Annotated in this window: 18 protein-coding genes; 10 read left to right on the forward strand and 8 right to left on the reverse strand. The window is 63.1% G+C overall.

From position 1 onward, the window contains the following. Window positions 1-3: 3 nt before the first annotated feature. Together EUB48_RS16260 and EUB48_RS16265 are read right to left on the reverse strand one after the other, a co-directional pair. On the reverse strand, window positions 4-1,476 hold the full coding sequence (locus EUB48_RS16260) for an aldehyde dehydrogenase family protein (protein WP_168226771.1): 1,473 nt from the start codon (window positions 1,474-1,476) through the stop codon (window positions 4-6). Then, window positions 1,469-2,341, reverse strand: coding sequence for an SDR family NAD(P)-dependent oxidoreductase (locus tag EUB48_RS16265; protein ID WP_168226772.1), 873 nt, complete (start codon window positions 2,339-2,341; stop codon window positions 1,469-1,471). Before EUB48_RS16265 ends, EUB48_RS16260 begins: the two co-directional genes overlap by 8 nt. Window positions 2,342-2,591: 250 nt before the next feature. On the opposite strand from EUB48_RS16265, the gene EUB48_RS16270 reads away from it, so the two are divergent. Together EUB48_RS16270 and EUB48_RS16275 are read left to right on the forward strand one after the other, a co-directional pair. Then, window positions 2,592-3,668 (forward strand): Bug family tripartite tricarboxylate transporter substrate binding protein, encoded by a 1,077-nt coding sequence (locus tag EUB48_RS16270; RefSeq protein ID WP_142820101.1) that lies wholly within the window; start codon window positions 2,592-2,594, stop codon window positions 3,666-3,668. Between the two features lie 86 nt (window positions 3,669-3,754). Beyond that, complete coding sequence (locus EUB48_RS16275; protein WP_168226773.1) at window positions 3,755-4,633, forward strand: NAD(P)-dependent oxidoreductase; 879 nt, start codon at window positions 3,755-3,757, stop codon at window positions 4,631-4,633. A 23-nt stretch (window positions 4,634-4,656) separates the two neighbouring features. Here EUB48_RS16275 and EUB48_RS16280 read toward each other — a convergent pair whose 3' ends face one another. Beyond that, complete coding sequence (locus tag EUB48_RS16280) at window positions 4,657-4,983, reverse strand: NIPSNAP family protein (RefSeq protein ID WP_142820103.1); 327 nt, start codon at window positions 4,981-4,983, stop codon at window positions 4,657-4,659. Next, window positions 4,980-6,023, reverse strand: coding sequence for a Bug family tripartite tricarboxylate transporter substrate binding protein (locus tag EUB48_RS16285; RefSeq protein ID WP_142820104.1), 1,044 nt, complete (start codon window positions 6,021-6,023; stop codon window positions 4,980-4,982). The genes EUB48_RS16280 and EUB48_RS16285 overlap by 4 nt, the downstream gene beginning before the upstream one ends. Before the next feature lie 319 nt (window positions 6,024-6,342). Here EUB48_RS16285 and EUB48_RS16290 point away from each other — a divergent pair, with 319 nt between their 5' ends. Then, window positions 6,343-7,236 carry an SDR family NAD(P)-dependent oxidoreductase gene (locus EUB48_RS16290; protein ID WP_168226774.1) on the forward strand — a complete coding sequence of 298 codons (894 nt, stop codon included), beginning with the start codon at window positions 6,343-6,345 and terminating at the stop codon, window positions 7,234-7,236. Between the two features lie 288 nt (window positions 7,237-7,524). Here the strand turns inward: EUB48_RS16290 and ltrA are convergent, their stop codons facing one another. Then, on the reverse strand, window positions 7,525-9,033 hold the full coding sequence (ltrA, locus tag EUB48_RS16295) for a group II intron reverse transcriptase/maturase (protein ID WP_142820106.1): 1,509 nt from the start codon (window positions 9,031-9,033) through the stop codon (window positions 7,525-7,527). A 400-nt stretch (window positions 9,034-9,433) separates the two neighbouring features. On the opposite strand from ltrA, the gene EUB48_RS16300 reads away from it, so the two are divergent. From EUB48_RS16300 to EUB48_RS16330, 7 genes are all read left to right on the forward strand, one after another. Beyond that, complete coding sequence (locus tag EUB48_RS16300; protein ID WP_142820107.1) at window positions 9,434-10,648, forward strand: ABC transporter substrate-binding protein; 1,215 nt, start codon at window positions 9,434-9,436, stop codon at window positions 10,646-10,648. A gap of 68 nt (window positions 10,649-10,716) precedes the next feature. Further along, window positions 10,717-11,640: a branched-chain amino acid ABC transporter permease gene (locus EUB48_RS16305; protein WP_142820108.1), complete on the forward strand. Its 924-nt coding sequence runs from the start codon at window positions 10,717-10,719 to the stop codon at window positions 11,638-11,640. Beyond that, a complete protein-coding gene (locus tag EUB48_RS16310) occupies window positions 11,637-13,460 on the forward strand; it encodes a branched-chain amino acid ABC transporter ATP-binding protein/permease (protein WP_142820109.1) in 1,824 nt (607 codons plus the stop codon). Before EUB48_RS16305 ends, EUB48_RS16310 begins: the two co-directional genes overlap by 4 nt. Next, the gene (locus tag EUB48_RS16315; RefSeq protein WP_142820110.1) at window positions 13,453-14,163 is read left to right on the forward strand and encodes an ABC transporter ATP-binding protein; all 711 of its coding nucleotides are present in this window, start codon (window positions 13,453-13,455) and stop codon (window positions 14,161-14,163) included. The genes EUB48_RS16310 and EUB48_RS16315 overlap by 8 nt, the downstream gene beginning before the upstream one ends. A gap of 75 nt (window positions 14,164-14,238) precedes the next feature. Continuing rightward, window positions 14,239-15,282 carry an amidohydrolase family protein gene (locus EUB48_RS16320; RefSeq protein ID WP_210411645.1) on the forward strand — a complete coding sequence of 348 codons (1,044 nt, stop codon included), beginning with the start codon at window positions 14,239-14,241 and terminating at the stop codon, window positions 15,280-15,282. Window positions 15,283-15,554: 272 nt separating this feature from the next. After that, entirely contained in the window at window positions 15,555-16,655 is a 1,101-nt protein-coding gene (locus EUB48_RS16325) for an amidohydrolase family protein (RefSeq protein ID WP_142820112.1), read from the forward strand. Between the two features lie 83 nt (window positions 16,656-16,738). Then, window positions 16,739-17,503, forward strand: a complete 765-nt coding sequence (locus EUB48_RS16330; RefSeq protein WP_142820113.1) for an SDR family NAD(P)-dependent oxidoreductase — start codon at window positions 16,739-16,741, stop codon at window positions 17,501-17,503. 118 nt (window positions 17,504-17,621) lie between these two features. Here the strand turns inward: EUB48_RS16330 and EUB48_RS16335 are convergent, their stop codons facing one another. The 3 genes from EUB48_RS16335 to EUB48_RS16345 form a co-directional block, all read right to left on the reverse strand. Next, window positions 17,622-18,359: an SDR family NAD(P)-dependent oxidoreductase gene (locus EUB48_RS16335; RefSeq protein ID WP_168226775.1), complete on the reverse strand. Its 738-nt coding sequence runs from the start codon at window positions 18,357-18,359 to the stop codon at window positions 17,622-17,624. A gap of 59 nt (window positions 18,360-18,418) precedes the next feature. Continuing rightward, on the reverse strand, window positions 18,419-18,739 hold the full coding sequence (locus EUB48_RS16340) for a carboxymuconolactone decarboxylase family protein (protein WP_142820115.1): 321 nt from the start codon (window positions 18,737-18,739) through the stop codon (window positions 18,419-18,421). Between the two features lie 656 nt (window positions 18,740-19,395). Further along, window positions 19,396-20,460 carry a porin gene (locus tag EUB48_RS16345; protein ID WP_244618241.1) on the reverse strand — a complete coding sequence of 355 codons (1,065 nt, stop codon included), beginning with the start codon at window positions 20,458-20,460 and terminating at the stop codon, window positions 19,396-19,398. Between the last annotated feature and the right edge of the window lie 65 nt (window positions 20,461-20,525).

Here is a 20,525-nt window from a genome sequence, read left to right on the forward strand (position 1 = left end):
GGCTCAGGCGAGCTTAATCATGATGCTCTTGGTCACGAGGAACGCTTCGAGCCCCTCGGGTCCCATCTCGGCGCCAATGCCGCTCTGCTTCTGGAATCCCGTGGGCATGTACTTCAGCGGCGAGTCGTCGCGGAAGCAATTGACCCAAACGATGCCGGAACGAACCGCCCGGGCCACATTCATTGCCGTGTCCAGGTTCGTGGTCCAGCACCCCGCGACCAGGCCGAAGATGGTGCAATTGGCAATCGCTATGGCGTGCTCGACGTCCTTGAAGGTCAGGATGCTCAGCACCGGCCCGAAGATTTCCTCCTGCGCGATGCGGGAATCGGCGCCGACCTGGTCGAAGATGGTGGGTTCCAGGAAGAAGCCCCCACGCAAATCGGCGCGGTCCGGGCGCTTGCCGCCGTGGATCAGCCTGGCAGAGGATTTTCCAGCCTCGATGTAGGACTCGACCCGGCGCAGCTGGTCTTCGCTGACGAGCGGGCCGCACATCGTGTCTTCGGCAAACGGGTCACCCATCCTGGCAGCAGCCACGTGCTTGAGCAGGAGCTCGACGAATTCTTCCTTGACGGATTCCTGGACCAGGACGCGGCTGCCGGCCTGGCAGGATTGGCCCGCCAGCCGGAAGATGCCCTTGGCGACGACCGACGCGGTGTGGTCCAGGGATGCCGCATCGGCAAAGACGATGTTCGGCGACTTCCCGCCAAGTTCGAGCTTCACCCGTTTCAGGTTGCCCGCGGCGGCGCGCATCACGGCCTTTCCGGTGGCGCTGGAACCGGTGAACGTCACCATGTCGACCTTGTCGCTGGCGGCAATTGCCTGGCCCACCACGGCTCCGTTTTCCCTCGCGCTGGTCACCACGTTGAAGGCGCCGGGCGGAAGTCCTGCCTCTTCGAGGATGCGCGCGAATTGCACGACCGCGCCAGACGACTGGTGTGCCGGCTTGATGACGACCGTGCAGCCCGCAGCCAGTCCCGGGCAGGCCTTGTGCGTCACCGAAAGCGGCGCGTTCCATGCCGTGAGTGAACCGACGACGCCCACCGGCTCCTTGAGGATCATGCCGATTGCGTCGCGGCGCTGGCCGCCGATGGCTTCGTCACGACGTTCGACAATCAGGCCGGCGTAGTAGTCCAGGGCATCCGCGGCGCCGGCCACTGCCCGGAGCATTTCCGACTTCGGCTGGCCCACTTCCCGGGTCATCGTGTCGGCGAGCGTCTGCGCCCGGTCGCGCATCAATGACGCTGCCCGCCGCAATACCGCGCCGCGCTCGGCGGCGGATTTCCGCGACCAGGGACCCTTGTCGAACGCCTGGCGTGCCGCGTCGATCGCATCTGCCGCATCGCGCTCGTCCGAATCCTGGTAGGTTGCAACGAGCGATTGGTCGAATGGGTTGTGGCGTTGATAGGTCCCGCCGTTGACGGCGTTGACCCACTTGCCGTCGATGAAATTCTGGCTTGGGGTCGTCGCTTCAGCCATGGGACACTCCCAGCAGCGATGGGACCACCTGCGCCAGTTCCGCCTGCGTCCAGCGTCCATGCTTGCGGACCATGCGGCTGCCCCGCTTGTCGAGCTGGTCACCGTAGAAAACGACGTCGCCGCCGGCCGCGTACATGATCTTGCCGCTGATGTCGACGGCCTGCGGGCTGCAAAGAAAAACCGCTGCAGGCGCGACGTCGTCCGGGTCCATGGACTCGGATGCCGGCACGCCTCCGACCATTCGGGGCTTGGTTTCGGGAAAGAGCTGTGTCGTCGCGCTGGGCAGCAGGCAATTGACGTTGATGCCGGAATCCCACAGTTCCACGGCCAGCGTCGTTGTGAAGCCCAGGATGCCCGCCTTCGCCGACGCATACGCGACACCCGACGGCCTGCGCATGTCCTTCTGGTCACGCTTGCTTGCCGGAACCTGGAAGAAGGCGCCGCGCGACGCGACCGTGAGAATCCGCCCGCTGTTCTGCTTGAGCATGTGGGGCAGCGCCATCTTGCAACTCAGAAAATGCCCCTTCATGTGGAGGCTGATGATCGAGTCCCACTGTTGCTCGGTCAGTTTCACCAGCGGCGCGCGAAGGAAATTGCCGGCGCTGTTGACAAGTATGTCGAGCCGGTCGAACCGCTTCACGACGGCATCCACCATGGCACGCGCGCCCTCGGCCGAAGTGACATCCTCGTGCAGGGCCAGCGCGGTACCGCCTGCCTGTTCGATCTCGGCGGCGGTCGAGTCCGCTGCGCTGACGCCCGCCACATCGCGGTACAGGTCATCGATCGCGACCACTGCGCCTTCGGCTGCAAGCGCCCGCGCAATGCTGCGCCCCAAACCCCGCCCGCCACCCGTGACGAGCGCCACCTGCCCATTCAATGAACCCATGCAATCTCTCTTGTTTCGAATCAGCGTGGACTGTGACGCCTGACGCGCAACTTGAAAACTACGCATTTCCGAACGGGGCCATCGCGGTGGCTTATGGATCGACCCGAAGCGCAATGCTCACGCACGCCCCCATAAGCTGCGCAGATGGGAGGGCTCGGAAAACAGAATTTGCGGCTTCGGCGCGCCCGGTCCTAAACTGCCCTCGCTTCGTGACGAAGGCCAAGTCTTCTTGGACATCGCTTCGACCTTCCAGGGGTGGAAGCGGCAGTCACTGGACCTCATTCCAACTTATTTTGAGACAAACATGAACCCCATTGCAACCGACCAGGCCAGCTTTCGACGCTCGATGAAACGGCGGACCATCCTCGCCACCGTCTTAGCTGCCCTCTTCTGGGCGAGTCCGGGATTTGCCCAGGGGTTCACCTCACGACCAATTCGATTAGTGCTCGGCTTTTCGCCAGGGGGAGGTGTTGACGCCATCGCCCGCATCCTTGCGCCACACCTTGGAGAAGCATTGAATACCACAGTGATCGTCGAAAACAAGGTCGGCGCAAGCGGCGCGATCGCTACGGAATTTGTCGCAAGATCCGAACCTGATGGATACACGGTGCTGCTGGCGCCTGCAAGCGCCATGACCATTTCGCCGCAAGTGATGAAGGTGCCGTTCAACGTAGTCACCGATTTCACGCCAATCAACTTGATCGGAGGGTCACCCTTGGTCATCGCCGTAAATCCGTCCCTGGGTGTTCACAACTTGAAGGAACTCCTCCAATTGACCCACACTCGCAAGGTGACATTGGGCTCGGCCGGCTATGGTACGTTGACACACCTGACGATTGAATTGCTAAGCAGGGCATCCCCCGGTAACATCATCCACGTCCCCTACAAGGGCGGCGGTGCGGCCGTCGTCGACGCCGTGGCGGGCCACGTTGACGGTATGGTCTCCGACCTCCCGCCGCTGCTCCCCATGTTCCAGGCCAAACGGCTCATCCCGATCGCGGTCACGACCGACAAGCGTGTCGAGTTCCTCCCGGAAACTCCGACCGTGGGCGAAGATCTGCCTGGTTTCGTCGCCCTCAGCTGGTCCGGCCTGTTTGCACCGGCCAAGACACCGCGGGAGCAGATCGATCGGATCAACGCCGCGCTTGTGAAAGTTGTTGCTCGCGACGACGTGATCGCGCAGTTGAAGAAGGTCGGAGTCTTGACGTCCACGATAGCATCTCCGGACGCCTTCAAGAAATATGTAGCTGAGGAACACAGCCGCTGGGGCAAGGTGGTCAAGGAAGCGAACATCGTCGCGAACTAAGAGTGCGCTCTTAGCCAACACTGGAAAGGTCTAGAGCCCTGGGGCTGCCACTGAGAACTATGGGCGGATCGCACATGCGACTTGGAATGATCGGCGTCGGTGACATGGGTCGCCCGCTTGCGATGCGGTTACTGAAGGCCGACTTTGAGCTCGCCGTGTATGACGTCAATCCGGAGGCCGTCGCCGATCTGGTCGCGCAGGGAGCAAGCGCCGGTGAATCGCCGCAGGGGGTCGCTTCATGCGCCGAGCTGGTGTTTGCATGCCTGCCGTCGCCCGCCGTGAGCGAGCGCGTAGCGCTGGGTCCAGATGGGGTGATTCACGGTACCGCCATCCGCCAATACGTGGAGATGTCGACAATCGGCTACATATGCATGCAGCGGATTGCATCAGGCCTGTGGGCCCGTTCGATCGCACTGCTCGATGCGCCGGTCAGCGGCGGCCCGCTCGGCGCAAAGGCTGGACGCCTGACCTGTTTCGTCGCGGCACCGCGTGCGCAATTCGAAGATGCCGAGCCGGCCCTGCTCGGCGTCTGCGATCGGCTATTCCACGTCGGCGAGGAACCAGGCCAGGCCCAGGTCCTGAAGCTCGCGAACAACATGCTCAATGCCGCCAACCTGTCACTTGCGATCGAAATGGTCCTGATGGTGCGCGGGGCCGGCATCGACGAAGCGATGGCCATCGACGTGATCAATGCCTCCACCGGGCGCAGCCGGGCGACCGAGGAAACCTTCAAGACACAGATCCTGTCTGGCGCCTTCCGCACTGGGGCAAAGCTCAGTATCGCCAGCAAAGACGTGGAGTTGGCCGTGGAGCAGGCGCGCATGCTCGGCGTGGAGCACAGCGTCGCACAGGCGGTCAGCCTTCTCTGGAAAGCGGCAGAAACACAGGGCCATGGCGGCTCGGACCTGTCGCGGATCTATGACTTCATCAATGGACTTGCAGCGCCGCGTCCTGCTGACGCTTGACTCGCGCGAGGATGCCTTCCCGTCTAGCGCAATGCCGAAAACCGGGTGGGGGTGAGGATAGTGTTGGACAAGGACGCCACCACCACACCGCCTTTTTCTGTCTCCTTGAACTGTGCAAGCCATTGAGGATCGGTGCTGAAGGCCGCCCACTTGCGCTCGCGCTCGTCCAGGGACTCCCAGGCCAGCATGTGGAACATCTCCAGGTGGCAGGCACCGATGGTCGTGGTCCAGAACCCGACCTGCCGGATGCCGTGCTTGTCCCAGTAGCCCAGGACAATCTTCTCGAAACGATCGAGCATCTCGTTCATCTTTCCGGGCATGGCCCGGTAGAACCGAAGTTCGTAAATCATCTCGTCATCTCCTTGGGACAGTCGTTGGTGACAATGTTCAATTCCCTGATCAGCTTGCCCCAGCGTCCATAGTCCTGCGCCACGAACCTCTGGAAGGCCTCGGGGGAAGCCATGGTGGTCGGCACGAAGCCGGCTTTGCGCAGCGGGGTTTTCACGTCCTCGCGAATCACCACGCTCACCAGCGCAGCGTTGATCCTGTCGACGACCGGCCTGGGGGTGCCGCCGGGCGCCAGCACGCCGGCCCAGTTGGTCGCACCGAGGCCTGGGATGTCCTCGCTGACGGCCGGAACGTCCGGCAGGAATTCGACGCGCTTTTCGCTCGTGACCGCCACGGCCAGGACCCGTCCGTCCTGCAGGAACGGAAGCACAGGCGTCAGGTCCGAGACCACCCCTTGCACATGGCCTGCCAGCGTATCGGTGATGGATGGCCCCGCACCCTTGTATGGGACATGGACGATGTTGCTGCCAGAGGAGCGAATCAGCGGTTCGATCGCGAGGTGCGTCATGCCGCCGGTCCCGGACGAGGCCAGGGACACCTGGTGCGCGTGGGCCATGGCCAGCAGGTACTTGAAAGTAATGATTCCGGTCGGCGGGTTCACCGCGATGACCTGGGGCGTCAATCCGACCGTGTTGATGGCGACCAGATCCGTCAGGGGATTGAACGGTACCTTCTGCAGCGTCTGCGGGGAAATGACCACTGGACTTGCGGATCCCATCAGCAGGGTCGTGTCGTCGGGAGGTGATTTGGCGACGAAGGCACCGGCAATCGTCCCGCTCGCGCCCGGCTTGTTTTCAACCACCACGGTGGGGCCGAGGGCCTCCGCAATGCGAGGCGCGATCATCCGGACGACGAAGTCAGCGGATACGCCTGGCGTGAAGCCGACCACCAGCTTGATGGGTTTGGCCCCAAGGCTCTGCGCGACACCTAGCCCGGGGAGGAAGAGCAAGAGCGTCGCCAAGCAGAGAGCGATGGACCGCCGCCGTGAACCCATATCGCGCGCCACGTTCTGCCGGGGATCGTTCATTGCTTCGTTTGCCACATGTATCTCGTCTTTCAGTCGTTGGCGGCCCGTGCGCAATCGCCCCTGTTCCTGATCAAGGCGAACTGTGACGCGTCATCGATGCGGTGCAAACTATTCATTTCCGAAGGGGGCCATCGCTTGCGCTTATGAAACCGGTGTATCGGAGAGCCCGATGTTCCATTCCATAAGCTGCGGCGATGGTGGTGCTCGGAAAACAGTATTTCCTGCTACCGCCCCTTCCTTCCTACACTGCCTTCCTCTTCTCGCGCCCCCAGATGGGCTGGTGAATGCGGCATCGGTCGATGGTACGGCCACGTGGAAACATGGAGACAGTTGCATGAATTCGTTTGAAGGACAGGTAGCATTGATCACAGGTGGCGGCCGGGGCGTGGGCCGGAGCATCGCCCTCACGCTGGCCGCAAAGGGCGTTTCGGTCGTGATCGACGATCTCTTCCGCGATGCCGGTGGCGTCAGCGCCGCCGAAACGGTAGTCAAGGAGATCGAGCAGGCTGGCGGCGCCGGGCTCGCCTTGGAGGAGGATGTCTCCTCTGAAGAAGGGACTCGCCGCATGGTCGAGGCCACGGTGGGCCGTTTCGGGCGCCTGGACATCCTGATCATGTGCGCTGGCAACAACGTACGGGGCCTGTTGCACGAGCTGACCGTCGAACAGTGGGACTCGGTCATCGCTTCGCACCTGCGGGGCCATTTCCTGTGCTGCAAGGCGGCCCTGCCCCAGATGCTCAAACAGAACAGCGGCCGCATCCTGACCGTCGCGTCACGCGGGGCCTTCTTCCAGGTTCCAGACAGCAAGCGCGTGCCGCGCTCATCACGCAAGCCGCCAAGCACGGCGTACAGCGCGGCCAAGGCCGCCATCCTGGGCCTGACGACCACCCTGGCGGTGGAGCTCTGGGACACCGGCATCAACGTCAATTGCCTGATGCCCAGCGCCACGACCCAGCTGTTCCCGGAAACCACACCCCGGATGGTTGGCGGCGTGCCAGCGACCGAATCCATGAACCCCGACGATGTCGCGCCCGCGGCGGTGTATCTCTGCAGCCCGGAAGCAGCCGACATCAGTGGTGAACTGATGTATGCCGCCGGAGGCGACATGGTGTTCTACGGCGACCAGCTCGATGTCCGCGGCAGCCGCATGGTGCGCAAGCACGGCCGCTGGACCCAGGAAGAGCTCCAGAGCGTCGTGCCTGCGATTCTTGGTATCGCCGCCACCTGATCCGACCGCAGCGCCAGCCCGAGTGTCCTTCGGGAATACAAGGTGTCCATCGAGGTGACAGCGCATGCCGCAGTCACCTCGATGGACGCATTCACCAGCCGCAAAACAGCAGAAATGAACCGGTTAGAGCTTTGTAAATGACATCCCACTCGGCTCAATCCTAGCCGTTCGACGTGCCCGACTGGCACGCAACTTGCACGACCGAAATCACGTTTTGTACCGACAACAACAGTCGGAGTAGAAATGCCAGTCACCCAGCACCCCCTCCACAGATCCGTACGTGCGGAATTACCGCATACGGCTCCTGCCTTGGGTAATGACGATCAAGCGTTGATTGGGGTACGGGTGACAGATTCGAGCCGGGGGCAGCCAATGCGCTATCAAGCGAAGCATTCGACGCCAGGGCAGGTGATGCGTCTGGCTGCGCCGGCACAAAGTGCGATGCCACAGCCGCCCCACCTGGAAGCGGAACACACTGAGTCGCGCGCCGTTGTTCGGCACGCCGTAGTAGCGGCCATGTCCGGCCACCACAGCCTGCAGGTATTTCCCCTGCTCGGCTATGGGTCGGTGCATGCGCCGTCTCAGCTCAAGCTTGACCGCCTGCAGTTTGGTTCGCAGGCGTTTGGCATGGGTCAGTCGCAGCACCATGAACTTGCCCGAGCGGGTCGTGGCACAGCAGTGCGTGAACCCGAGGAAGTCGAAGGTCTGCGGTTTGGCTTGCCCGCGTCGCTGTCGGTTGTCTCGGGCGAAGCGCCCGAACTCGATCAGCCGCGTTTTGTCCGGATGCAGCGCCAGCCCAAAGCCGGCCAGCCTCTCGGCCACCGCCCTCTGCAAGCGTTCGGCGTCGTCGCGGAATTGGAATCCCGCAACCCAGTCATCGGCGTACCTCACCACAATGACCTCGCCGCGCGCGTGGCGCCCTCTCCACTGTCTCACCCACAGGTCGAACACGTAGTGCAGGTAGATGTTGGCCAACAGCGGGGAGATGCTCCCGCCCTGTACCGTGCCCACCTCACTTTGCACTCGCCTGCCGTCTTCCAGCACACCGGCGTTCAACCATTTCTGGATCAGCCGCACGATGCGCTGGTCGGCCACGCGGTGCTCGATGAATTTGATCAGCCAGCCGTGTTCGATCGTGTCGAAGAAACGGCTGATGTCCGCATCGAGCACCCAGTTCACCTTTCGCACCGTCAGCCCCACGGCCAGCGCATCGAGCGCGTTGTGCGCGCTCTTGCCGGGCCGAAAGCCGTACGAGAAGCCAAGAAAGTCCTGCTCAAAGATCGCGCCCAGCACTTCGACCGCGGCGCGCTGGACGATTTTGTCCTCCAGCGCGGGCACGCCCAGCGGGCGTGTCGTTCCGTCGGTTTTGGGTATGTGTACACGCCTCACAGGCTTGGCCCGGTAGCCGCCGCGCGCCAGCCGTCCCGACAGGTCCTGCAGGTTCGCCTGCAAGTCCTGCCCGTAGTGCTGCCACGTCTGCCCGTCCACCCCGGCGGCCGCATCGCGCTTGAGCGCGAAGTAAGCCGCTTCGAGGCGTTCGAGCGCGTAGACATGGTGCATCAGCGTGGCGAAGCGACTTTGCCGATCCCCTTTCGCCACTTGTCGTATCCCCTCCAGCGCGCTGTGCACGTCATAGCTGCGGCTCGGTGTCCGCGACGTGTTGGCTTGAAGAGAATTTCCCTTGGCCTGCCGCCTTCCCTCCACCACCTCCGCCGCCGCGCCAGTTGCAGGCGCAGCCTTGTTCGGCAGTCTCGTTGGTACTACGCAGCAGTCCGACTTCCCGGGGTCGTGGCTCATCGCTGTACGTCCTTGGACTTTTCGATGCGCTCTGCCGCTGTCGTCTCCCGACGCAGCGCAGAAGACCTCGGGATCTCCCGGTTCCCATGCAAAGTGTTTCCGCGCATGCGCGGGGTCTGTGACCGCGCGGGGTCCGGCGCTGCCTCGCCAATGCGGCAGCACCGGTGTGGCCTTCGGCATGTCTCCACTGCCTCGGCACCCCGGACCTCCCGCGCCTCTCGGCGCGAGGCATGTATTTCGCGGCTCAATACCCGGCCTGCGCGTACCCCTGTCAACGCTTCGCCCACACCCTCGCGGTTGTTGACGCATGACTCGGGGCCGCCGTAGCTGGCTAAGCCTTCAACGTATGACTCTTTCATTCACAACACTTTGCCGGTTTTGACCGGCGCACGGAGACTTCATGAACGCTTCGCTACTCGTCAAGTCAAGGCTCGCATCGTTCTTCAAACGAGGTGCGCTTGTGGTCTCGCTGCTCGTTGTTGCGCAAGTCCAGGCCCAGAACATCAAGCTGGGCTACAACGGCGACCTTTCGGCCTCGCCCACGGCCCAAAGCGGCAAGGCCGCCGTGCTGGGTATCCAGGCCGCGATCGAGGACATCAACGCCTCGGGCGGCGTGCTGGGACGCAAGCTGACGCTGGTCGTGCGTGATGACCTAGCTCAGCCGGCGAAGTCGATCCAGAACATGACGGAACTGATCGACAACGAGAAGGTGGTCGCCGTGCTGGGCCCGACGAACTCGGGCAATGCCATGGCGTGGCGTCGCATCCCGAACGAGAAGAAAATTATCTCGATGCAGTCGAATGCCCAGGCGTCCGACATCACCAAACCGCTCTCGCCGGACGCTGACAACTACTTCTTTCGTGTCTCCATGTACGACCATGCGCAAGCCGCGGGTCTGGTGGCGTACGCCAAAAAGAGTCGCACAACCAAGATCGGCCTGCTGACTGAAACCACCGGCTACGGCGAGGGCGGCCTGCGCGATCTGCAGGATCTTGCCAAACTCAATGACATCAAGCCGCTCGCGATCGAGAAGTTCGCCGTGTCCGACACCGACATGACCTCGCAGTTGAACAAGATGAAGGCCTTAGGTGTCGACACGGTACTGGTGTGGGCACAGGGCACGCCCATGGGCCTCGTGCTGCGCAGCATGGAAAAGCTCAACTACTTCCCGACCTTCCTGGCGTCAGCGGCCGCCGACAACATCACGTTCTTCGATGCGGCTGGCAAGACGCTAGCCTCGCGGGCCATCTTCATGCGCCCCATCGTCAATCCCGACACACCGGTGCAGAAGAAGCTTTTCGAGCGACTTGGCGCCAAGCTGGCGGCGCCAAGCGCGTTCATTTTCAGCATCCAGGGCTACGACTCGACCCTGCTGTTGGCTGCGGCCATGCAGCAGGCAAAGTCCACCGACGGGCCAAAGATGCGCGAAGCGCTCGAGAACCTGGCGACGCCGGTGCAGGGCGTGATGAAGACCTACAACAAGCCGTTCTCGAAGACCCAGCGAGAAGCTTTGACGCCCGCCGACGCCAAGTGGGTGCGCTGGGTCGACGGCAAGCTGTCCGAGTACAGCGACCCGGTGATCAAGTCGCTGACTGCCACTGACATGAATCGTTGAACTTTCTCAAGAGGTCTCGACAAGGGCCAGCGCCTGTGCCGGCCCGCACTTATTTTTCCAGGCATTCGATGGACGGTTCTCTCTTGCAGGCGCTGCTCAGCGGGCTGGTGGTCGGCAGCGCTTATGCGCTGATCGCGCTAGGCTTCAGCGTGACGTTCACCACGACCAAGACGGTCAATTTCGCCCACGGCGACTTCGTATCGGCGGGCGCCTTCATAGGCGTGACCGTGATGTTCCTGTCACTGGGAATCCCGATGGCTTCGACGACTTTCAGCGGTGCCCAGCCCGCGGTCTCGGCGCAGATGCTGGCGCTGCTGGTGGCGGTGGTCGGCATGGGTCTCATGGGCTGGCTACTGTTCGTACTGGGTGTGCGGCCGTTCGCCCGCCGGCCCGGCATGGCCTGGATCATGAGCACCCTCGGCTTCGGCGTGATCCTGCAGAGCGTCGGCATGGCAATCTGGGGGCCCAAGTCCGTCGTGGTGCCTGGACTGCTGGGCGGCGACGTCATCCGATTCCTCGGGGTCGGGCTGCTACCACAGGAGCTGCTGACCCTGGCGGTTGCAACCGTCGTCATGCTGGCATTCGACCATGTCATGCGCAAGACCATGATCGGCAAGGCCATGCGCGCGGTGGCTTTCAAGCCGGAGGTGGCCGGTCTGATGGGCATCAACGTCTACGCCCTGATGGTAGGGGCCTTCGTGATCAGCTCCGCGCTGGCCGGCCTGTCCGGCTTCCTACTGGCGCCCATCATTCAAGTCTCACTGTTCATGAGCATCGCCGTCGGCCTCAAGGGCTTTTCCGCCGCCATCTTGGGTGGCCTGGACAACGCGCGCGGCTGCGTGTTTGGAGGGTTCCTGCTCGGCGTGCTGGAGTCCTTCATCAACCTGTGGTCGGCGCAGTGGCGCGAGGTCGCGATCTTCGTGCTGGTGATCGTGGTACTGGCCTTCAGGCCAAACGGCCTGTTTGGCACCAAGGTGACGGACAAGGTATGAACGGGCTGCGTCACCTCGCCATCGTTGCAGGTGTCACCGCCGCGCTCTGCGCTGCAGTGGGCATGCTGTCCAACGATTACTACCTGCGCATCGGCTTCATGATGTGCGTGTACTACTTATGTGCCGCCGGCATGGGCGTCCTCGTGGGTTACGCTGGCCAGAAGTCTCTTGGGCAGGCCGGCCTGTTCGGGGCCGGGGCCTATGCGGCCTCCCTGCTGACCGCTCACACTGGGATGAGCGCCTGGATCGCCTTGGCGCTGGCCGTAATCATCTCCGGTCTTTTTGGCGTGCTCATCGCGCTGCCCGCGTTGCGCGTAAAGGGTCCCTACCTGGCGATGGTCACGCTCGCATTCGGCATCGTGGTCGAGAAGCTCGTCACCGAATGGACCGACGTGTTCGGAGGCGCGCAAGGCGTTTACGGCGTCCGTCCCCTACTGTGGAACGGTGCGCCGTTGAATACCAAGCAGTGGGTCTGGCTCGGCATCGGTCTGTCGATCGTCACTTATTTGCTGCTGCGCAACTTGGTCAGAGGTCGTGTCGGCCGGGCGCTGCTGTCCCTGCAAGCTGACGAGATCGCGGCCGCTTCTGTCGGGGTGCGCGTCTACCGCTCCAAGGTCATCGCCTTTACGATAGCGGCCATGGCCTGCGGCCTCGCCGGCGGCATGGTGGCGCTGCAGGCTCAGTACATCAACTCCGATTTCATCACCCTGAACCTGTCCATTTTCATCCTGCTGCTGGTGCTGCTCGGCGGCGTGGGGTCGGTCTACGGGCCGGTTGCGGGCGCCGTGCTGCTGACCGTCACCGATGCGGCGCTGTCCGAGTGGCCAGCCGTACAGCATTTCGTGTATGGCGCGGTGCTGTTGTTCGCCCTGTACGTAATGCCCGGCGGCGTGACGGGCGCACTCGACGTCTGGTGGTCGCGGCGCAAGCGCAAAGGGCCGGCCACACCCACTGCTGCTCCGGACCAGCCGGAGATCACCTTCGCGCGCAGCCGCGAGGGCGGCCCGCTGCTGGTCGTCGACGACGTCTGCAAGGCCTACGGCGGCGTGCGCCCGGCGCAGAACGTGTCGTTCGAGCTGCGGCGCGGCCATGTGCACGCGCTGATCGGCCCCAACGGGGCCGGCAAGAGCACCATGATCAACCTGCTGACGGGGATCGTGCGCCCGGATTCGGGTGGCATAGCCTTCGGTGGCGCGAGCCTGGTCGGCGAGTCGGTCCATTCGATCTGCACCATGGGAATCGGGCGTACGTTCCAGAACCTGCGCCTGTTCAGCAGCCTATCCGTGCTGGACAACGTCATGCTGGGGCGGCATTCGCGCATGCACAACGGGTTCTTTAGCTCGCTGCTCGCCTTGCCATCCACGCGGCGGCAGGAGGAGGCGGCCCGGTCGCGTTCGCTACGCCTGCTGCAGATGCTGGGCTTTGCGCACCTGGCCGACGCGCCTGCAGGCAGCCTGCCCTACGGTCTGCAACGCCGCGTCGAACTGGCGCGCGCGCTGGCCACCGACCCTGACTTGCTGCTGCTGGATGAGCCGGCAGCCGGCCTGAACCCGCAGGAAACCGCCGAACTGGGCGACCTGCTGGTACGAATCAGCCGACTGGGCTTGACCATCCTGATGGTGGAGCACCACATGGACCTGGTCATGCGCATTTCCGACCACGTGATCGTGCTGGACTACGGCGTGAAGATTGCCGAGGGCACGCCAGCCGAGGTTCAGGCCAACCCCAAGGTTATCGCCGCCTATCTCGGTGTTGACGCCGATGCCGACGTCAGTCAGCAGCACGCCAAATCCTTCGTCGAGGAGGCCAGCCATGCTTGAGCTGCAAGGTATCGATGTAGCCTACGGGGCCATCCGGGCCGTCAAGGGCGTGTCCCTACGCGTCAATGCCGGGGAAGTGGTGACCATCATCGGCGCCAATGGCGCCGGCAAAAGTACCCTACTCAGGGGCATCGCTGGCCTGGAGCCCCTGGCCGGCGGCCGGGTCCTGTTCGAGGGCGCGGACTGCAGCCGGATGCCCGTGCACGCGAGGGTCGGCTTGGGCGTCGCCTTGGCGCCCGAGGGGCGTGGGGTGTTCGCGGACCAGACCGTGCGCAACAACCTGATGCTGGGTGCCTACCTGATCCGCAAGGACAAGCAGCAGGTCGAGTATCGGATCGAGCGCGAATTTGCGCGCTTTCCGCGCCTGAAGGAACGTCGGGACCAGCCGGCCGGCACCCTCTCGGGCGGCGAACAGCAGATGCTGGCCATCTCGCGCGCGCTGATGAGCGATCCCAAGTTGCTACTGCTCGACGAGCCGTCACTCGGCCTGGCACCGCAGATCACAGCCGATATCTTCCGGTCTATCCGCCGGCTGCGTGAGTCGGGTGTGACCATCGTGCTCGTCGAGCAGATGGCCAACCAGGCCTTGGCAGTGTCGGACCGCGCGTACGTGCTGGAGACCGGCAGCATGCAGCTCGAGGGCACCGGCAAGGAGCTGCTCAACAATCCCCTGGTCCGGGCCGCATACCTGGGCGGCCATTGAGCGCCCGCAGCTGCGCGCTCGCATGGACAAGACATGAAAGGAGAAGGCATGAACACGGACAAGCCTAGGAGGGGGATGGCCCCCCTTCATTTTGTCGACGATGAGTGGCTCGCGCTGCGAACAGAAGACGTCATCGATCCCGATCGCCCGATCGTGGATGCGCACCACCATATCTGGGACGGGCACCACACATACCTCGTCCCCGACCTGGTGAACGATCTGCAGTGCGGCCACAACATCCGCGGCACGGTCTATGTCGAATGCTCGTTCATGTACCGGGCCGACGGCGATCCCCGGTTCGCCAGCGTCGGCGAGGTCGAGTACGCCAACGGCGTGGCGGCGACCTTTGCCAGCGGCTACTACGGCCCGGTGCGCGCATGCGCCGGCATCGTGGGCAGGGTCGACCTGACCCTGGGCGCCTTGGCGCAGCCGGTGCTGGAAGCCTGCATGTCGCGCGCGCCCGATCGCTTCCGCGGCATCCGGCACATGGCGGCATGGGATGCGAGTCCGGAGGTGAACGTGCTGCGCAGGTCACCGCCGAAGGATCTCTTGTTGGACCCCAACTTCCGGGAAGGGTTTGCGCGACTGAGCGAACTGGGCCTGTCGTTCGATGCCTGGTGCTACCACCCCCAGCTGCCGCAGCTGATCGACCTGGTGGACAAATACCCGAACACGCGCGTGATCATCGACCACGTCGGCGGGCGCGCCGCGAAAGGGCCTTATGCAGAGCGCAAGGAAGAAGTCTTCCGGGGGTGGAAGGCTTCCATGCAGCAGCTGGCCAAGCGTCCCAACGTCTTCTGCAAGCTCGGCGGTCTCAACATGCGGCTGAGCGGCTTTGACTTCATCGACCGCGACCTTCCCCCCACCTCGCAGGAGCTGGCGTCCGCCTGGAAGCTATCAATCGAGACATGCATCGAAGCATTCGGTCCGAGTCGCTGCATGTTCGAGAGCAACTTCCCTCCCGACAAGTCTGGTTGTTCGGCACGCGTGCTGTGGAACGCGTTCAAGCGCGTCGTCAGCGGCTATTCCGAAGACGAAAAGTTCGAACTCTTTGCGGGGAGCGCCATCCGCGCGTATCGCCTGCCGGATGCCCTTGGTAAACCGGCGCCGGATGTCTGACCAGGAAACATCAGCAACGCGAGCCCATTGCGGTCATCCTTGTGTGTCCGGTGGGTGAGAGGGCTTCGCAATTAAAATGCCGGCAACCAGGCGCATCATCTCAAGCCGGGCCATGCGTGCTTGGGTGCCTGTCCGCACTGCATCAGCGTCGCCGGCGTAGACACGTGTCTTCCGCCTAGACACACCGTTGCGCCTGTTGCCTGTGCGGGGCACCGGCACAGCTCTTGCAACGTGGTCCCATCGATCGACTTTGAAAACTCAGGACCCATTCGATGACTCGTTCGCCCCGTTCCGATTCCGCCAGTCCTTTCAAGGCTGTGCCGCTGCCATCAACCAGCGGATCCATTTTTACGGCCACACGGGCGCCCAACCCCGACTGGCTTGCCCGAGCCGTCCCGGAAGCAGCCATCGAGGCCGAGCTGCCGATTGTCGATCCGCACATGCACCTGTGGGATCACAAGTCCGGCTACAAGTACTTCGTTGAGGAATTCGCGCGCGATGTCGCAACGTCGGGCCACAACGTCGAGGCGACGGTCTATATCGAGTGCCACTCGATGTACCGCGCGAGCGGGCCGGAGCACCTGAAATACGTTGGTGAAACCGAGTTCGCCGTAGGCATGGCAGCGATGGCCGCTAGCGGGAAATACACCTCGTGCCGCGTCGCGGCCGGGATCGTAGGTTTCGCGGACCTGACGCAGGGGGAGCGAACGCGCGAAACCCTCGAGGCCCACATTGAAGCGGCCAACGGGCGGTTCCGCGGCGTGCGACAGCGAGGGAAATGGGATCCGGACCCGGTGGTCCGCGGGCCGGTCAGTGCGGATCGCGCCGGCGTGTTCCTTGACCCGGAGTTCGGCAAGGGGCTGGACCTGCTCGCGTCCATGGGGCTCGCCTTCGACGCCAGCATTTTCCACCCGCAGTTGCCGGACGTCGCCGCGCTGGCGCGCGCGCATCCCGATGCGAGCATCGTGGTGATTCATACCGGAAGTCCGGTGGGGCACTCCTCGTATACGGGCAAGGAAGCCGAGGTCCACGCCACCTGGCTCGCCGGCATGAAGGAGCTCGCCAAGTGCCCGAACGTGTCCATCAAGATGGGCGGGCTCCTGATGTGCCTGGGCAATTTCGATTTCAGCATCGCGGATGCGCCACCGACTTCGGAACGGCTGGCGCAACTCTGGCGCCCTTATATCGAGCCTTGCATCGAGTTGTTCGGCGCCCACCGATGCATGGCCTCTTCCAATTTCCCGGTCGAAAAAGCAGGTGTGCCCTACGGAACGATCTGGAACACGTTCAAGCGGCTCACGGCCGGCTGTTCCGCCGACGAGAGGAAGATGATCTTCAGTGGCACGGCGCGCCGGGTCTACCGCCTGGTCTGAGCGCTTCGCCCGGCACATTTCCATCTAGTCCAGTGTCCCGTCGAGCGGCCTTGGCAAGGAATTAAACGTAGGAGTTCTTCGAAATGAAACGCTTTGAAAGCAGGACAGTGTTGGTAGTGGGTGCTGGCAGTGGCATCGGCGCAGCGTGCGTTCGCCGGTTGTTCGACGAGGGCGCGTCGGTGGTCGCTGCGGATGTGCGAAAGGACGATGTCGACAGGGTCGTTGCCGAATTCGCGGGCAGTGACCGGGTCTATGCCGCTCGCGTTGATATCACGGACCGCGACCAGGTGGCCGCGGTCGTGTCCGGAGCGGTTCAACGGTTCGGAAAGCTCCATGGGTTGGTCAACAGCGCCGGCATCCGGGGAGTCGGCACCATCCTGGATGTCGATCCCGAGGCGTGGCGCAAAGTTCTTTCGGTCAATCTCGACGGCACCTTCAACGTGTGTCAGGCTTTCGCCCGTGTCGTGAAGGAAGCGAAGGTACCTGCGGCGATCGTGAATGTAAGCTCGTCGGCCGGAATCAGGGGCGTTCCCAACCGCCTCTCCTATGCCGCGTCGAAACACGCAGTCGTGGGCCTCAGCCAAACCATGGCACTGGAACTCGGGTCGTTCGGCATCCGCGTCAATACCGTGACGCCAGGCATGATCCGCACTCCCTTCACCGAGGTCATGTTCCAGGATCCGGAGAATGCCGCCCGTATCCGCGCGGCTCATCCCATTGGTCGCGAGGGCCGGCCCGAAGAAGTTGCGGCAGCGATTGCCTTCCTGCTTTCCGACGACGCCAGCTTCATCACCGGCGTGGTGCTTCCGATTGATGGCGGCAAGACCGCGGGCATTGCATCACACTGATGCAACCTGCGTCCGACTGGCGCATCGCGCGATATTCCAGTCTGGTGCGCGCGCCGCGGTGATCAGTTGACCCGCTTGCTTCTTCCGAGCATGGGCGTCACGTTGCTCGGAACGCCGGTCAGAAGGTCAGATAGCCGCCATTCACGTCCAGGATGCAGCCGGTCATGTACCGGGACTGTTCGGAAGCAAGGAACAGGGCCACATCGGCTAGTTCGGTCTCGACGCCGCGCCGGCGCAGGGCGATCTGGTTCAGAATCGTCGTGTTGTCGCGCGTGGCCCAGATCGCCTCGGCGCGCTCGCCGGCTCGCACGAACCCCGGCGCGATTGCATTTACCCGGATCCCGTTGGGGCCAAGGTGCATGGCCATGTTGCGTGTCAGCCCGATGATGGCCGCCTTGGCCGCGCTGTACTGCGGGCTGAAAATCTCGGCACCGGTGCGTCCCGACATCGAGGTCAGGTTGATGATGGAACCCCCTTGCGCCTTGAGTGCCGGCAGTGCGACCTTCGTGCAGAAGAAAGTGCCGCGGACGTTCCAGTTCATCACCTTGTCGTAATCCTCCTCGGTGACGTCCTCAAGCTTCGGTGGGGTATGGGCGCTGCCGCCCGCGTTGTTTACCAGCACGTCGAGACGGCCATAGGTGTCCACGGCCGCCCGCACCATGCATTCGCAATCGGCGACGACTGCCACATTGCCGGTGACCGCGGTCACCTCCTGCCCCGCGCTTCTGAATCCGCTGACCGCCTGTTCGAGGGCGTCAGCATCGAGGTCGCTGATCACCACCCTGGAACCTTCACGTGCCAGCGCCTGCGCGATGGCGAGGCCGAGGCCCCGGGCGCCGCCGGTGACCAAAGCCACTCGCCCATCCAGCAACCCGCGCCCGGGCAGCGAAACCGCGCTCGCATTCGTATCCTGTGTCATTTTTCACCTTCGAAAAGTTCCAGGGCGGCCTTGCCCGCACTCAGGCCGGCGGGCCAACCGGCGTAGAAAGTCACCTGCATGACCAGGCCGCGTAGTTCGTCCACCGTGACGCCGTTCTGGACGGCGCGTCGCATGTGCACCGTCAATTCTTCGTTCTTGCCCAGAGCGGCGAGCACGGAACAGGTGACCAGGCTACGGTCACGCATGTTCATCTCCGGCTGCTTCCAAACGTCGCCCAGCAGAACGTCGGTCCGGAGGCGGTCAAGCTGGGGGATGGCCTTATAAACGCGGGAGGAAATTTCGTTAGTCGGTTTCATGGTTGTCTCGCAAGGGTGAAAGCCAGTGCCACGCCCGGCCGGATGGTTGCGCCACAGATAGGAAGTGCGCAGCTTGTGAAATCGGTAACGCAAAACATGTGCCAGACGCCGGTCGCGTTCAGAGCGGGAGGGTCGAACAACGCCACTGGCGCCGACGTCCACGCAACCGCTCAACGAGCGCTAGGCCGAAGCGTGTCTGTACGCGGGAAAGACAGCCGCGTACGTCCGGACGACAGTGGTTGATCCCATGACCCCGGTCCGCTCGCGGAGGGTGCGAAGCGCCGTAGCGTCGCGGACCGACCCTCAACGTCATTCCGACCTGAAATCCTGAGTTTCAGGAGCACGGGCGAACAGTTATGGCACGCGCATTGCGCTCGGCTGGACATCTCACCCCGATACGGCGCCTCGTATCCGCTTCCTGTTCGTCAGGCCAGCGCTTTGCCCTACAGCTTCCTTCAGACTCGCAGTCGCCCGCGAAACCGATGTCTTGGGCTAACGCTTCCCCTTGCCGGGCGAGTAGAGGACTTTCACCTCCAAGTGGGTGCGCCCTGCCGGGCGCACCACGGAAAAAAGCCTCATCGCCGGGGAGCGATGAGGCTGGAAAAACCGGTCTGGAGAAACTCGCAAACGCCCCCGGTTAGGGCTGAAACGCTCGATTAGAAGGAATGGACGTAGCCCAGCTCCAAAGCATTCGAGGACGCGTTCGGCCCCGTGATCGCCCCGTCGAGCGCGGCGCTCGATCCGCCGCTGTTGGACTGATGTGAGTACGTCACGTACATCCAAGTGCGCTTGGAGAGATAATAGGTGTCGCCGATCGCAAACCTCTTTATTTTTGGATTCCCTGCGGCGTCGTTCCCGACCCATGAATAGGCGACTCGCGGCACATTTGCGCCAACCGGCACCGTCAGACCAATTGCACCACCCGTGGCATTCGCGGCCCCCAGAGAGTCCTTGCTGTACTCCCCCACGAGCTTGGCAACCTTGAAGTCGTAGGTGGCAGAAATGTTGCGCGCGACGGCATCGCCTGTTAGGTACTTTGTGCGACCATAGGCAACACCTGCCGTGAACGCGCCCCCCGCGTTGTAGAACAACTGGGCCCCGCTTCCAGTGCCATCGTTCGAATTCGCCGTATTGCTAGCGTTCTCGCCGAAGTAATGCGCGATGGAACCGCCGAACCCGGTCGAGTTCTGCGGAACCCAATACGTGATCATGTTGGAAGCTCGAACGCTCGCATTGCCGGTGCCGGCTATCTGGTTACTAAAATTGACTGCCTGTCCCGCGCCAGACGAGCCAAATACGTCGCCACGGTTGAGGTTCCAGAACGTCGGTACGAAATCGCGGCCAATCCGGACTTCTCCAAGCCCGCCGACCAAAGACACGGTGGAGCGCCGGTTGAAGGTCAGCCCCTGCGTTCCGTTGGGCGCCACCGAAGTTCCGCTGGATTGGTTATTGATGTTCGTGGCGCCCCCGGTACCGTTGTCCGGGAACACAGCCGACTCGAGCCAGAAGCCGGCAGACAGGCCACCGCCCAGATCTTCGACGCCTTTAAAGCCAAGCCGGCTTGCACCCCACGCACCCTGAGTCAGTTGGCTCTTGTCTGCGATCGAGCCTGTGGATCGCGCAAGCGTCATATCTAACAATCCGAACAGCGTGACCGACGATTGGGCGGACGCAAGGCCCGCGAACATCATCGCGGACAGTAGCAGGAGAGGTCTCTTCATCATTTAGCTCCGTTTATAGTTAAGGTTGGAATTTGCTGGAAAGTCAGCAGATTGAGAGAATAGGG

Origin of the sequence: Rhodoferax sediminis, from assembly GCF_006970865.1 — a bacterium.
Classification (GTDB): domain Bacteria; phylum Pseudomonadota; class Gammaproteobacteria; order Burkholderiales; family Burkholderiaceae_C; genus Rhodoferax_A; species Rhodoferax_A sediminis.

Excerpts from the sequence above, each read along its gene's own strand:
- ltrA (WP_142820106.1), bottom strand. The coding sequence starts at position 9,033 with ATGAGCCACGACCCCGGGAAGTCGGACTGCTGCGTAGTACCAACGAGA.
- EUB48_RS16305 (WP_142820108.1), top strand. The coding sequence starts at position 10,717 with ATGGACGGTTCTCTCTTGCAGGCGCTGCTCAGCGGGCTGGTGGTCGGC.
- EUB48_RS16280 (WP_142820103.1), bottom strand. The coding sequence starts at position 4,983 with ATGATTTACGAACTTCGGTTCTACCGGGCCATGCCCGGAAAGATGAAC.
- EUB48_RS16275 (WP_168226773.1), top strand. The coding sequence starts at position 3,755 with ATGATCGGCGTCGGTGACATGGGTCGCCCGCTTGCGATGCGGTTACTG.
- EUB48_RS16330 (WP_142820113.1), top strand. The coding sequence starts at position 16,739 with ATGAAACGCTTTGAAAGCAGGACAGTGTTGGTAGTGGGTGCTGGCAGT.
- EUB48_RS16310 (WP_142820109.1), top strand. The coding sequence starts at position 11,637 with ATGAACGGGCTGCGTCACCTCGCCATCGTTGCAGGTGTCACCGCCGCG.
- EUB48_RS16320 (WP_210411645.1), top strand. The coding sequence starts at position 14,239 with ATGGCCCCCCTTCATTTTGTCGACGATGAGTGGCTCGCGCTGCGAACA.
- EUB48_RS16340 (WP_142820115.1), bottom strand. The coding sequence starts at position 18,739 with ATGAAACCGACTAACGAAATTTCCTCCCGCGTTTATAAGGCCATCCCC.
- EUB48_RS16345 (WP_244618241.1), bottom strand. The coding sequence starts at position 20,460 with ATGAAGAGACCTCTCCTGCTACTGTCCGCGATGATGTTCGCGGGCCTT.
- EUB48_RS16260 (WP_168226771.1), bottom strand. The coding sequence starts at position 1,476 with ATGGCTGAAGCGACGACCCCAAGCCAGAATTTCATCGACGGCAAGTGG.
- EUB48_RS16290 (WP_168226774.1), top strand. The coding sequence starts at position 6,343 with ATGAATTCGTTTGAAGGACAGGTAGCATTGATCACAGGTGGCGGCCGG.
- EUB48_RS16300 (WP_142820107.1), top strand. The coding sequence starts at position 9,434 with ATGAACGCTTCGCTACTCGTCAAGTCAAGGCTCGCATCGTTCTTCAAA.
- EUB48_RS16325 (WP_142820112.1), top strand. The coding sequence starts at position 15,555 with ATGACTCGTTCGCCCCGTTCCGATTCCGCCAGTCCTTTCAAGGCTGTG.
- EUB48_RS16315 (WP_142820110.1), top strand. The coding sequence starts at position 13,453 with ATGCTTGAGCTGCAAGGTATCGATGTAGCCTACGGGGCCATCCGGGCC.